General features: G+C 50.0%; 13 protein-coding genes. 6 read left to right on the forward strand and 7 right to left on the reverse strand.

Annotated elements, in window-relative coordinates; translation table 11 throughout:
- The first annotated feature begins 1 nt into the window (after position 1).
- Complete coding sequence (locus tag DES37_RS24255) at positions 2-472, forward strand: type II toxin-antitoxin system HicB family antitoxin (RefSeq protein WP_051691358.1); 471 nt, start codon at positions 2-4, stop codon at positions 470-472.
- A gap of 429 nt (positions 473-901) precedes the next feature.
- Here DES37_RS24255 and DES37_RS24260 read toward each other — a convergent pair whose 3' ends face one another.
- Positions 902-2,284, reverse strand: a complete 1,383-nt coding sequence (locus DES37_RS24260; RefSeq protein WP_036113762.1) for an amino acid permease — start codon at positions 2,282-2,284, stop codon at positions 902-904.
- A 330-nt stretch (positions 2,285-2,614) separates the two neighbouring features.
- Here DES37_RS24260 and DES37_RS24265 point away from each other — a divergent pair, with 330 nt between their 5' ends.
- From DES37_RS24265 to DES37_RS24280, 4 genes are all read left to right on the forward strand, one after another.
- Complete coding sequence (locus DES37_RS24265) at positions 2,615-3,094, forward strand: Lrp/AsnC family transcriptional regulator (protein WP_036113765.1); 480 nt, start codon at positions 2,615-2,617, stop codon at positions 3,092-3,094.
- A 250-nt stretch (positions 3,095-3,344) separates the two neighbouring features.
- The gene (locus DES37_RS24270) at positions 3,345-3,959 is read left to right on the forward strand and encodes a YitT family protein (protein ID WP_036113768.1); all 615 of its coding nucleotides are present in this window, start codon (positions 3,345-3,347) and stop codon (positions 3,957-3,959) included.
- 26 nt (positions 3,960-3,985) lie between these two features.
- Positions 3,986-5,179, forward strand: coding sequence for an amino acid aminotransferase (locus DES37_RS24275; protein ID WP_110028177.1), 1,194 nt, complete (start codon positions 3,986-3,988; stop codon positions 5,177-5,179).
- 240 nt (positions 5,180-5,419) lie between these two features.
- Positions 5,420-6,718 carry a histidine-type phosphatase gene (locus tag DES37_RS24280; RefSeq protein WP_110028168.1) on the forward strand — a complete coding sequence of 433 codons (1,299 nt, stop codon included), beginning with the start codon at positions 5,420-5,422 and terminating at the stop codon, positions 6,716-6,718.
- A gap of 65 nt (positions 6,719-6,783) precedes the next feature.
- Here DES37_RS24280 and DES37_RS24285 read toward each other — a convergent pair whose 3' ends face one another.
- Both DES37_RS24285 and DES37_RS24290 read right to left on the reverse strand, forming a co-directional pair.
- Complete coding sequence (locus DES37_RS24285; RefSeq protein WP_245930179.1) at positions 6,784-8,124, reverse strand: MFS transporter; 1,341 nt, start codon at positions 8,122-8,124, stop codon at positions 6,784-6,786.
- A 233-nt stretch (positions 8,125-8,357) separates the two neighbouring features.
- The gene (locus tag DES37_RS24290) at positions 8,358-9,266 is read right to left on the reverse strand and encodes a GntR family transcriptional regulator (RefSeq protein ID WP_036113774.1); all 909 of its coding nucleotides are present in this window, start codon (positions 9,264-9,266) and stop codon (positions 8,358-8,360) included.
- A 139-nt stretch (positions 9,267-9,405) separates the two neighbouring features.
- Here DES37_RS24290 and DES37_RS24295 point away from each other — a divergent pair, with 139 nt between their 5' ends.
- Positions 9,406-10,428: a zinc-binding alcohol dehydrogenase family protein gene (locus tag DES37_RS24295; RefSeq protein ID WP_110028169.1), complete on the forward strand. Its 1,023-nt coding sequence runs from the start codon at positions 9,406-9,408 to the stop codon at positions 10,426-10,428.
- A gap of 113 nt (positions 10,429-10,541) precedes the next feature.
- Here the strand turns inward: DES37_RS24295 and DES37_RS24300 are convergent, their stop codons facing one another.
- From DES37_RS24300 to DES37_RS24315, 4 genes are all read right to left on the reverse strand, one after another.
- Positions 10,542-10,781: an RpnC/YadD family protein gene (locus DES37_RS24300; RefSeq protein WP_110028170.1), complete on the reverse strand. Its 240-nt coding sequence runs from the start codon at positions 10,779-10,781 to the stop codon at positions 10,542-10,544.
- 24 nt (positions 10,782-10,805) lie between these two features.
- The gene (locus tag DES37_RS24305; protein WP_110028171.1) at positions 10,806-11,786 is read right to left on the reverse strand and encodes an Rpn family recombination-promoting nuclease/putative transposase; all 981 of its coding nucleotides are present in this window, start codon (positions 11,784-11,786) and stop codon (positions 10,806-10,808) included.
- A 191-nt stretch (positions 11,787-11,977) separates the two neighbouring features.
- Positions 11,978-12,235, reverse strand: coding sequence for a helix-turn-helix domain-containing protein (locus DES37_RS24310; protein ID WP_425451738.1), 258 nt, complete (start codon positions 12,233-12,235; stop codon positions 11,978-11,980).
- Positions 12,236-12,341: 106 nt separating this feature from the next.
- A partial coding sequence (locus DES37_RS24315; RefSeq protein ID WP_110028173.1) for a DUF805 domain-containing protein occupies positions 12,342-12,542 on the reverse strand: 201 nt, incomplete at its 5' end.

Below are 12,542 nucleotides of genomic sequence, written 5' to 3' on the forward strand. Positions count from 1 at the left end.
TATGTTTTTCTCTGTTGGTGTCGAAACACCAGAAAACACGCATACCGCATTTGGTATTAGTGTTCCCGCCTTCGACAAAATGGGTTACTGCTGTGTCTCTGCAGCAGACGAACAAGCAGAAATTCCGGTAATGGCCCGGGAGGCTATTCTGGCAATTGTCGAAGACATCATCATCAACGCATCACACTCTGTTGAAGATATAACGGACGCAGGGTACAGGGCATACGCAGCGCAACCTGATTATGCACATTGTGACTCCTGGTTCATGATAGATATTGACCTGTCGGTATTTGAAGGCAAACAGCGGCGGGTAAACATCACCCTGCCGGATATACTTATTAAGCGTATCGATAGCTACATTGAGGGCAAGCGAACAATGTATAAAGACAGAAGCCACTTTCTGGCTGTCGCAGCCCGCAGCGAGTTAGCAGACAACAGTAAACCGCACGTACAAGTGGATAAAGAACAGTAACGCACCCCACACCCGCCTGTATGCTCACAGCAAAAAACACACAAAGACAGACCAGACACAGAACTTACAGCCACTCAGCACAACACAAACAACCCACCACTTGCAGCGAGTGTTGTGTCGCGTAAGACCGGTGAACCGGAGAAAGGAAGACAAGGTTATTCCGCCCGGACGGCGGAATAAGGCGAACCGAGGCATGGACGCCGAGTCGAGCCGGCCGCAGGCTGACTGCCCGGAGGTGAACGCAGTGCGCAGCACCGGTCGCCCGCGAAAACGGGGATTGCAAAGGGGGCGAGCCCCCTTAGCCCGTTCACAGGCTGTGAAGCCGCATTATCCACGCCACTGGAAGTGAACGGAAACAACCACACATGACACTATGTAAAGTGAACAGAAACAGCCACACCACTAACACACATCAAAAAAACAAAACACTCACAAACTCCCCGACACCAACTCCGCCGCCCCGGCACGCCTCTTCTTCAGGTAATACCCCACCCCAAGCACCACCAGCCACACCGGAATCAAACACACCGAAATCCGAATCCCCGGTGTCATAAACATAATCACCAAAATCGCGGCGAGGAAAACCAGGCACAGAATATTCGTCAGCGGGTACCCCAGGCTTTTAAAACGCGTAGTTTTCCCGGCACGCTGCATCGCCTGGCGGAACTTCAGGTGCGTAATACAAATCATCGCCCAGTTAATTACCAGGGCAGAAACCACCAGCGCCATCAGCAATTCAAACGCCTTACCCGGCATAATGTAGTTAATCAGCACACACAGCGCCGTTGCCAGCGCAGAAACCCCGAGCGCTGCCAGCGGAATGCCGCGACGGTTGATATTTAACAACCCGCGCGGTGCATTACCCTGTTGCGCCAGGCCAAACAACATACGGCTGTTGCAATAAACACAGCTGTTGTAAACCGAAAGAGCTGCAGAAAGCACCACCAGGTTAAGAATATTGGCAACAAGGTTGCTGTCCAGCGCATGAAAAATCAGCACGAACGGGCTGCCGCCCTGCACCACTTTCTGCCACGGATACAACGACAACAGCACCGCCAGAGAACCCACATAAAACAACAGAATGCGCCAGATAACCTGGTTAGTGGCGCGGGGAATAGTTTGTTCCGGGTTATCCGCTTCTGCGGCGGTGATCCCCACCAGCTCCAGGCCACCAAAAGAGAACATAATTACCGCCATCGCCATCACTAACCCGCTAATGCCGTTGGGGAAAAAGCCGCCCTGCTGCCACAAGTTAGTCACTGTGGCTTCAACACCACCATGGCCGCTTATCAGCAAATACGCGCCAAAACCAATCATGCTGACAATCGCCGCCACTTTGATAATGGAAAACCAGAACTCCAGCTCGCCATACACTTTTACGTGGGTCAGGTTAATCGCATTAATCACCAGGAAGAAAACCGCAGCAGAAACCCAGGTGGGCACTTCCGGCCACCAGTACTGAATATAAATTCCCACAGCACTTAGCTCAGCCATACTCACCAGCACATACAGTACCCAGTAATTCCAGCCAGACATAAACCCGGCAAATGGCCCCCAGTAGCGGTTAGCAAAGTGGCTGAAGGAACCAGCAACTGGCTCTTCCACCACCATCTCACCAAGCTGGCGCATAATAAAAAAGGCGATTAAACCGGCGACGGCATAACCCAGCAGCACCGAAGGCCCGGCCATATGAATGGTCTGCGCTATTCCCAAAAATAGCCCGGTACCAACCGCGCCTCCCAGTGCAATAAGTTGAATGTGGCGGTTTTTTAATCCACGTTTTAATTCGTTATCGTTTTGCTGAGTAGCCATTACCATCTCCGGGTCCAAAAGGTTACAGCCGAAGAGAGCAACTATCAGGCCAGGCTTAAGGTTCTTCTCAAGAAGAAAACACTAACTAATTGATACAAAGAATAATTTAAATTATCCCCACCACTCACAAAATGTGAATAATTCGTTAACAAAAGAATGATATGCGTATTTTTAGAACGTATTACGCATCATTCACGCACAAAATGGCCATTGAGCGCACAAAACAGTTCCATTTTGGTGCAGCACAAAAAATGCACATACAGCAAAGCTTCGCCGGAGGGAAAAAACTGCTAGTCTGTAAGCCACTTTTTCTGCGCTGATACCGGGCTTATGTACAATATCGACGACTTTGATGTGAAGATCCTCAACCTGCTGCAGTCCAACGGCCGCCTGACAAACCAGGAACTTAGCGAGCTGATTGGCCTGTCTGCCTCCCAGTGTTCACGGCGGCGCATCGCACTGGAGCAGGCGCAACTCATTCTTGGCTACCACGCCCGGCTGGCGCCAGATGCGGTGGGCCGCGAAGTGCTGGGGCTGATAGAAGTGCGCCTGCTGAACCACACCGCTGATTGCGTGGAAAGCTTCCATACCATGCTGCGTGATGTCGATGCCGTGATTGATGCCTTTAAAACCACCGGCGACGCCGATTACCTGCTGAAAGTCGCCGTCCAGGACCTGCAAGGACTGAGCGATTTAATCAGTAAGATCCTCTCGCGTAACAAGAGCGTTGCCCACCTGAAAACGTCCGTGGTACTTAACCGCCTGAAGGAAAACGGCCTGATGATGCCTGGCAGTGACATGTTGCCCTGAATCAGGGCATAACGCTTTATTATGGTGCAACACGCAAGCCTGATTCGTGTACTAAAAAGCAATTAAATGCACATATCAACCAACATAAAGTCTTTCCATGCACAAAATACGCAAAACCCAGGCCTGATGTATCAGTATGTTAGCGAATATGTCGGTGAATAATTCACCATTCAGCCTGTTTGCATGGTGATTCTGGCGTGTTTTTTGCTGGTTATGCTTATCCTGTGCCACTGAAAAATCATGATTTCTTATGGATAACGTTATAACACCCAATAAACTCGCCCACACCTGGCTGGAAGATGCGCTGGCCTTGCTGTTTGGCACACTGATGATCTCATTTGGTGTGGTTTTGCTACGCCAGTCTGGCGCACTCACTGGTGGTACCGCAGGCCTGGCTTTCCTGATTCACTATGTCACCCATATCTCCTTTGGCGCGGCATTTTTCGTGATTAACCTGCCTTTCTACTGGCTGTCTGTCCGCCGTATGGGCATGCAATTCACCCTGAAGACGTTCTGTGCCGTCGCACTGGTTTCACTCTTTTCTGATTTGCATGGCCGTTTTATTCACATCGACCAGCTCAACCCGTTTTATGCCACGCTGTTTGGCAACGTCATGATGGGGATTGGTTTTGTGGTGCTGTTCCGCCATAAAGCGAGCCTTGGCGGCGTGAATATCCTCGCACTTTACTTGCAGGACAAAAGCGGGATCCGCGCTGGGAAATTCCAGATGGCGGTAGATGCCTGCATAGTGACGGCTTCTTTGTTCGTTGTCAGCCTGCCGATGCTGGTTGCCTCAATTGTTGGCGCCACCCTGCTGAATCTGATTATTGCCATGAATCACCGCCCCGGACGCTACGCGGTGTAACCTCTGACTACCAGGAGTATTAAATGTTGTTCCAGCATGTTGACGCCTACGCGGGCGACCCGATTTTGTCGCTGATGGAAAAATTTCACCAGGACCCACGGCCAAACAAAGTCAACCTGAGCATTGGTCTTTATTACAACGAGAAAGCCATTATTCCTGAACTGGAAGCGGTAGCGCGCGCACGTCGCCTGTTAGAACAGCACCCTGCCGGGGCCAGCGTGTATTTGCCAATGGAAGGGTTGAATGCCTACCGCAGTGCGGTGCAACACCTGGTGTTTGGTGAACAACACGCCGCGCTGAAAGCCGGGCGCATCGCCACAATTCAAACCCTGGGCGGTTCTGGCGCACTGAAAGTTGGGGCCGACTTCCTGAAATGCTACTTCCCGGATTCAGACGTGTGGGTGAGCGACCCCACCTGGGAAAACCATATCGCCATTTTCTCCGGTGCAGGCTTCAATGTGCATACTTACCCGTATTTCGATAAAGAAACCCGCGGAGTAAACTTCACGGCAATGCTGGATACACTGCGCCAGTTGCCGGCACACAGCATTGTGCTGCTGCACCCGTGCTGCCATAACCCAACCGGTGCTGATTTAACCCATTCACAGTGGGATGAAGTAATTGAAGTGCTGCAGGCAAGGGAGCTGATTCCGTTCCTGGATATTGCCTACCAGGGGTTTGGGGCAGGTATTGAAGAAGACGCTTACGCCATTCGCGCTATTGCCAGCGCTGGCCTGCCTGCACTGGTCAGTAATTCATTTTCGAAAATCTTCTCACTGTATGGTGAGCGTGTGGGCGGGTTATCTGTGGTGTGTGAAGATGCCGCAGCCGCCAGCCGCGTGCTGGGCCAGTTAAAAGCAACCGTGCGCCGTAACTACTCCAGCCCGCCTAATTATGGCGCGAAACTGGTTTCCATGGTGCTGAATACCCCAGAGCTGAACGCACTGTGGCGTGCAGAAGTGGATGCCATGCGCACCCGTATCAGTGAAATGCGCCAGGTACTGGTTGATACACTGAAAACGGCATTGCCCGGGCATAGTTTTGACCACCTGCTGACACAGCGCGGCATGTTCAGTTATACCGGCTTCAGCCCGGAGCAAGTGGATAAACTGCGCAACGATTTGGGTGTGTATTTGATTGCCAGTGGGCGTGTCTGCATGGCCGGTCTTAACCATAATAATGTTGTGCCGGTTGCCGAGGCATTTGCTGCAGTGCAGTAATAACGATTTCTTAAATGTGATTATTGGTCTGGTTTGTTTTTACCCGCTGTTTTACCAGCGGGTTTTTTGTTTGTCAGCAAACAATATTCGCTATAGCGGCGATGAATATGCACTAACTTCTGGTAACTCACTGGCTAAAAAATATTGTTATGTTTCATGCAAAGATAACAGACTCAATACAATATCTGACAGTATCCGGAATGAGCATAGTCTGCATACTTTTATCGCCAGGAACGCATTATGAAAAAACTGACAGTCAATTTCCTATTACTGATGATGGTATCAACCAGCCAAATCCCTATTGCCAGTGCCGCACAAGCCCCCCAGTACGTACTCGAAAAAGTGGTTACCCTGAGCCGCCACGGCGTGCGCCCACAAACCGACAGCGCATCACTACAGAAAGCCACCGGCCAGGCGTGGCCTGAATGGACAGTACCGGATGGCTTTTTAACCGGGCACGGCTATATGGGCGTGGCACAACAGGGGGCTTACCAACTCCAGCAATGGCTGGCACAAGGTTTACCCTTAAAAGAACAGCAACACTGCCCGGCAGAGGGCAGCGTTTGGGTATGGGCCGCGCCAGACCAGCGCACCAAAGCCACCGGAATGGCACTGGTCGATGGCATGTTCCCGGGCTGTGGTATTGCTGTGCATTCCGCCTCCACCCCACAAGATCCATTGTTCGACACTCTGGATATGGGGCTGGCACACCCGGATATGGCGGTGGTGAAACAAGAAGTCATGGCGCGTATGGGGAGCCCGGAAGAAGCAGCGAAACGTTATCAGCCGGCCGTTGATTTATTGCGCCAGGCGGTGTGTACACCAGATAAAGACAGCTGTAAGTTTCTGGATAAACCCTGGAAAGTCAAAATCAGTGATAACGGGAAGGTAAAACTGGGCGGGCCGGTTTCTGAAGGGTCTTCAATGGGGGAAACCATTCGCCTGCAATACAGTGAAAACCTGCCACTGGAGCAGGTAGCATTTGGCCACGCAGCCAACGCGGAGCAAGTCAGTGCTTTGATGGCCCTGCATGCCGCGAAATATGACCTGGTGAGTGATACCCCAGAATATGCCCGCCACGGGGGTTCCATTCTGATGCGCCAGCTACTTAATGCGCTCACTGCCGGAACGCAAAACCCAACCAGCCAAACCATTAACCCGGCACTACAACGCCCACTGGTGATGCTGGTTGGCCATGACACCAATATTGCCCAAATTCAAACCATGCTCGGGTTTAACTGGCAGTTACCGGTTTACCCACGCAACGACATTCCCCCCGGCGGCAGCCTTAACCTGGCCCGCTACAAAAATACCCAAACCGGCGAGCAACTGGTGCGCATTACATTCAGTGCCCGTACTCTGGACCAGTGGCGCCAGCTTTCACCACTGAATGCACAACACCCGTTACCCGAAGCGGAATTCCAGGCCGCATGGTGCAAGAAAACGGATGTTGGCACCTTGTGCCCGCTTACTGAATTTGTCAGCCATGTGCGCCAGCAACTGGTCGACGATGGCAAAGATGTGGCGGTGTTTAAGTAATAACGGTTTGCTCTCCATGAACAGCCTGCTGGTGGGGCTGTTCATGGTTTCAGGGGTTTACCGCTTCACTTGCTCACATCACTGATTGGCTGACGAACCAGCAGCACATAAGCCGCAGCGCCAAGCACGGTAACACAGGAACAGATGGTCAGCGCCAAATGGAACGAGTGCGTGGTATCAACCACCCAGCCAGTCACTATCGGTGCAAAAGAGGCACAGATGAAACTGGCAAAGTTCTGGATACTTCCCACAGAAGCCGTCATTCGGGAAGCCACCGCAACATGAATCAGCCCCCAGCAAGAAGTCCCGGCAAAGTGAATGCAAAACAGTGCCATACCAATCAATAATACGGCGTTCATGGACGAGGTAGCTTGCGCCACCAAAAATGTAAAACTGGCTGACAACAACATGCCGGCAATAATGCAAATTTTACGGCTTTTTAACGGTGCAACCCCCCTTTTCACCAGCGCGTCAGTTACATAACCATTCACCAGCATGCCAGCAGCCCCAAATAAGAAAGGTATCGCCGCCATCAAACCGGTGCTTTTCAGGTCCATGTTATAGGTAGTTTGCAGATAACCAGGCAACCAGGCCAAATAGAGCCATGCGGTGTAGTTGATGCCACTGAAGCCCAGCATCATGCCCCACATCGTACGATTGCGGAACAACCCTCGCCATTCAGCAAAACTAAGCGGCTCCCGGCGTGCATTAACACTCCCGGCATTAAGATAAGCCTGCTCTACTGGCGTCAGAGAAAGTTGCTCACGGTTGCGATAGAGTAAATACCAGCCTATTGCAATAATGATGCCGAACAGGCCGATTGTAATAAACATACCCCGCCAGCCAATCAGCAGCATCATCGCAGCCAGAATCGGTGGGCTGATGGCAACCCCTATCGTAGAAGCGGCATTAAAAAAACCCATTGGGCGGCCGCGCTCTTTGATGTTAAACCAGTCATTGATAACTTTAACTCCGCACGGATTCATTGGCGCTTCACCTATTCCCATGCCAACCCGTACCAGTACAAACTGGGCAAAACTGTGCACCAGACCTGACATTGCCTGAAACAACGACCAGAAAAACATTCCCAGGCCCAGCATAATTCGCGGGCCTTTCCTGTCCAGCAAAGGTCCACAAGGAAGTTGCGCTATACCGTAAGCCAGTGAAAACACCGAGAGCAAAGCGCCAATCTCAGTGGCACTAAGCCCAAGGTCATGGCGTATTGTCATATTAGCGACAGATAGTGAACTACGATCGAGATAATTCACAACAGCAGCAAGAAATAATAAAGCCATCGCAGTAAACTGAATTTTCTTAATTCTACTACTGCGCTGTAATAAACCCTCCGGAGGTAAAACCGCTTCACCTTCCGGGCGAGTATTTATTGTCGGTGAATGCTCTGGAATAACATTTACTTTGTCCACATGCTGCTCCTGAATATTTTTTGGCAACAAGAACCTCTCGCCTCATGGAGAAGCGAAAATACAGTCAACTGTGAGCGTTAATAACGCATTGAGATAATTTTTATAAAATATCCCTTGACTGAATATGAGCTTAATCACCGACTTCCAGTGAATTGAATTAAGATAACAGTTTCGTGCTCTACTCTGAGGTTTTCTGTTTTTTATCTGTCTTTAATTTATTTTCCTGTGAATTGATGAATTGAACGAATCATCGATTGTTTTGCTGTGTTCAGGTGATCGCGTAACGCCCGAATTGCCTCGAGGTCATTACGGCAAATCAGGGCGCTCAGAATGGTCATATGCTCGTCAATGGCAATAATATTGCGCTGTTTAAGATCGGCCTCATCCCACTGGTAATGGAAATGGAAAATCACAGATATAATCTCAAGCGATTGATTAAAAAATATATTCTGTGCAGATGATAGTAACAGCGCATGAAAATCGCGGTCCAGACGGGAGAAAGTTCGGTAGCTGTCACCCACGGTATCACGCAGCATACGGTGGCGCTCCAGCAGATTTTTAGCCTGCAGCCATAAAGGGTGGTTATCCGGCAAATTCAGAAAGTGCTGCATCGCATGCATTTCCAGCATCTCACGGAGCTCGAACAGTTGTTCAGCATAGGCTTTATCGAACTGCTTCATGCGCCAAAGCCCGCGCTGTTCACTGGTTACCAGGTCATAACGGCAAAATTTTAGCAAATATTCACGCACAGTGGCGGGGCTGACATTGGCGGCTTTTGCCAGTTGTAACTCCGAAAACACTTCTCCGGCTCTGAGTTGCCGCTGGTTGATCATTGTGAAAAAAGCCATTTCAAACAGGCGGCTTTGCTCCTCTTGTGGCGGAGTGACAGCCTCATAGCCATCTGCAGTATCAGGGTTTCTCAGGCGGATGTAATCTGTGCCTATTTTTTCCAGCACACCACATTCGACAAACCAGGCCAGCGTATGCCGTACCGTGGTGCGGCTGATAGCATACATCTCTGCCAGTGCTGAAATAGATGGTAAGGGGGAAGGAATATGGTTTAACGACATGTCATGGATGAATTGATTAATCACATTTTGGCGTAAATTCTGTGAACGGCTCATAAACACTCTCCTTTTTTCCTCATTAAAACCATATTTAAGACACTTTTTTGAGTTTATTCTCACACTTTTACGCTCTGATTAATCGCAGCATTATTTTTTTAATCAATAACTCTCGCAACACAAAACAGGAGTATTGATCATGGCGATGATGAACACATTGGTATGTACTGAGCCAAAAAAAATGATATATCAACAACGCACCGTACCTATTCCTAAAAAAAATGAAGTGCTGGTTAAAATAAAAACTGTAGGTATTTGTGGGACAGATATTCATGCCTGGGGCGGTAATCAGCCATTCTTTAGTTACCCAAGAGTGTTAGGCCATGAAATATGTGGTGAGATAATTAGTGTAGGAGAAAATATTGGGAATATGCACGCTGGACAACAAGTCGCGGTAATTCCTTATGTTGCCTGCGAACATTGTCCAGCCTGCCTGAGCGGACGAACCAATTGTTGTGAAAACATCTCTGTGATTGGTGTTCATCAGGACGGTGGGTTCAGCGAATATTTAAGTGTTCCTGCACGCAATGTGCTTTTAGTGGAAGGTATCGATCCAGAAGCGGCGGCGCTGATTGAGCCTTTTTCGATCAGTGCCCATGCTGTGCGCCGGGCACAGGTAGAAACCGGTGATGATGTGTTAGTGGTGGGTGCTGGCCCCATTGGCTTAGGCGTTGCAGCTATAGCCAAAGCAGACGGTGCGCGTGTAGTTGTGGCAGATACCAGTGAGATGAGACGCCAGCATGTTAAGGAACACCTTGGGCTACCCACACTGAACCCAGCAGACAGTGAGTTTGATGAGGAATTGCGCCGTTATTTTGAGGGTTCTCTGGCGAAAAAGGTGATAGATGCTACCGGGAACCAGCGCGCAATGAACAATGCAGTGAACTTGATACGCCATGGAGGGATAGTGGTTTTCGTTGGGTTATTTAAAGGTGAGTTACAGTTCTCTGACCCTGATTTTCACAAGAAAGAAACCACGCTGCTGGGTAGCCGCAATGCAACCCATGAAGATTTTGCCAAAGTGGGGCGACTGATGGCTGAAGGCCAGTTAAATGCCAGCATGATGCTGACCCACCGATATGCATTTACCCATCTGGCAGACGTTTACGAGCAACAAGTCATTAATAACCAGACATTGATTAAAGGCGTTATCGCATTTTAAAACTATAACAGACCGGAATTACAGATTGCCTTGCTGCGCCCGGGGAGGTGTTGGGCGCTTTTTTTTGCTGTTTCTAGCAACACAGTGCAAATGGTGAACAGGTGGCAATGCAATCAATTACCACGGCTTAACACGCACAAATTGGACAGTTCCTCTTCCGAAAGGCCTGTTAATTCCATAATAAAATTCCGGTCCGAGCCACGTTGCAGAAGGGTTTTGGCGAAATTATGCGCAGCCAGCTTCTGGCCCTTTCTTATTCCGATTTGTTCGCCTTTCCTTATCCCAATTTGCTCCCCCTCACGTATACCCTGTTCACGCCCGAGTTGTTCCAGTTGTTGCGCAATGGTTGCCATCGTCTTGCTCCAGGGGTTGAATAATCAGAAGTGAATTTGCGCCAGTTCCTCTTCCGAAAGGCCGGTTAGTTCCATAATAAAATCCCGGTCTGAGCCACGTTGCAGAAGAGTTTTGGCGAAATTGTGCACAGCCAGCTTCTGGCCCTTTCTTATCCCGATTTGCTCGCCCTTCCTTATCCCAATTTCCTCACCTTTCCTTATCCCGATTTGCTCGCCTTCCCGTATACCCTGCTCACGTCCGAGTTGTTCCAGTTGTTGTGCAATGGTCATTAGTGCCTCTCCATGTTGTGGTACACGTTGTGCCAGTGTCTTAATAAACGCTCTGGCATCTGCTGCTTCGCCCGCCCGTAAAATATAGTTTACCAGGGTAACTACCTGTGATGACGAAAGATAGCCAGTAAGTAAAATTGGTGCAAGTTTATCCACCAGTTTTGCCAGATCACGCTGGTGAATATGTTTCTGTAACAACGTTAGCCCGGCCATACTGCGGTGGTGCGCAATTTCATCATCAGGAATTACCGTAACATCCACCAAAGGGAAAGGCTGGCTGTACAACCTGCCCGCCTGCTCCGGGTCTGCAAATGCATCCAGCCAGCGGCTGGAGTAGGGGTAAGGGCTGCGTTTCCCGGCATAAAAGAGCACCGGGATCACCAGCGGCAGTGTGGTATGCCCGGCATCCAGGTGGCGTTTCATGGCTGCTACGGAATAACGCAATAACCTGAACGCCATCTGTTTATCTGGTGTGGACTGGTGCTCAATCAACACATAGAGATAGCCTTCATCACCCGTCGTCGTCTTCAGGCTGTAAAGGATATCGCTGAAATACTGGCTCAGGTTATCTTCCACAAAAGAGCCGGATTCAAGTTTCAGCGTACTGAAATCACAGACTGCCCGTAACGGTGGCGGAAGGTGAAGCTCCATAAAATCCCGTGCGATTTCTGGCTGGGTGAGAAACTGGCGAAACGCGGCATCATGCGGCATCGCCCCGGTGGTTTCCTTGTTCATTTGCTCCGTCCCTGGTCTGTTTCCTGCGCAGGCTAGCACTGCCTGTTTGCCCGGATCATGGTCTTTCGTTACACAACCCGTACTTTTATGGATTTTTGCGTACCGGTACGCAGCCCTGGTGCATACCCTGTGAAATATGCACCAGCTTTGTTGATTGCCCGCACAGGCACGCAGGCAATATTTTTCCGGTGTTATTCACCCTGGCGGCGCATTAGCTGGCTTCTGTCGATTATCTTGCCATCTTTGTAATAACGCTCCGGCCAGATTTCAGACGGATGCACACCAATTGCCTGAGCTATCAGGTATTCGCCTTTCGGCCAGGGGCGGGTTAGCGCATTCGACAACGTTGAGGAGCTTAACCCTGCATGGCGCGATACCGCCGCCATTGAGGTGTTTTTCTTGCGCAGTGCTGCAATGATATCTGCCGGGTGCCAGTTCTCTTTTTGCATGGTGATGTCCTTATTAGCGTAAGCAATGAGAGGTACACGAAGATATTACGAAGGTTTTTTATGCGGGGATACTACGAGGAACGTAGTGGGGAGACAGATTAAAAATTCACTGATTACTCTTCACTGAGGCGGGCAACAACAGGAAGGGAAAAAGGATATAAGGGAAAAACACCAACAGAATAATCACAAACCGCGAGTAACCGGCGTCATTTATTCTGCGAACCGCGGAAGCCAGTAACGGCAGGATAAAACACAGTAACAGAATAATGCTGGTATCCTCCGCAGAGGATAATCTCAGCCAGCCGAA

The sequence above is a fragment of the Mangrovibacter plantisponsor genome (assembly GCF_003182475.1).
In the GTDB taxonomy this organism is placed as follows: domain Bacteria; phylum Pseudomonadota; class Gammaproteobacteria; order Enterobacterales; family Enterobacteriaceae; genus Mangrovibacter; species Mangrovibacter plantisponsor.

Bases quoted from the DNA above. Each gene is read 5' to 3' on its own strand.
- DES37_RS24295 (WP_110028169.1), top strand. From the start codon at position 9,406: ATGGCGATGATGAACACATTGGTATGTACTGAGCCAAAAAAAATGATA.
- DES37_RS24310 (WP_425451738.1), bottom strand. From the start codon at position 12,235: ATGCAAAAAGAGAACTGGCACCCGGCAGATATCATTGCAGCACTGCGC.
- DES37_RS24280 (WP_110028168.1), top strand. From the start codon at position 5,420: ATGAAAAAACTGACAGTCAATTTCCTATTACTGATGATGGTATCAACC.
- DES37_RS24300 (WP_110028170.1), bottom strand. From the start codon at position 10,781: ATGGCAACCATTGCGCAACAACTGGAACAACTCGGGCGTGAACAGGGT.
- DES37_RS24255 (WP_051691358.1), top strand. From the start codon at position 2: ATGTTTTTCTCTGTTGGTGTCGAAACACCAGAAAACACGCATACCGCA.
- DES37_RS24290 (WP_036113774.1), bottom strand. From the start codon at position 9,266: ATGAGCCGTTCACAGAATTTACGCCAAAATGTGATTAATCAATTCATC.
- DES37_RS24305 (WP_110028171.1), bottom strand. From the start codon at position 11,786: ATGAACAAGGAAACCACCGGGGCGATGCCGCATGATGCCGCGTTTCGC.
- DES37_RS24260 (WP_036113762.1), bottom strand. From the start codon at position 2,284: ATGGCTACTCAGCAAAACGATAACGAATTAAAACGTGGATTAAAAAAC.
- DES37_RS24270 (WP_036113768.1), top strand. From the start codon at position 3,345: ATGGATAACGTTATAACACCCAATAAACTCGCCCACACCTGGCTGGAA.
- DES37_RS24265 (WP_036113765.1), top strand. From the start codon at position 2,615: ATGTACAATATCGACGACTTTGATGTGAAGATCCTCAACCTGCTGCAG.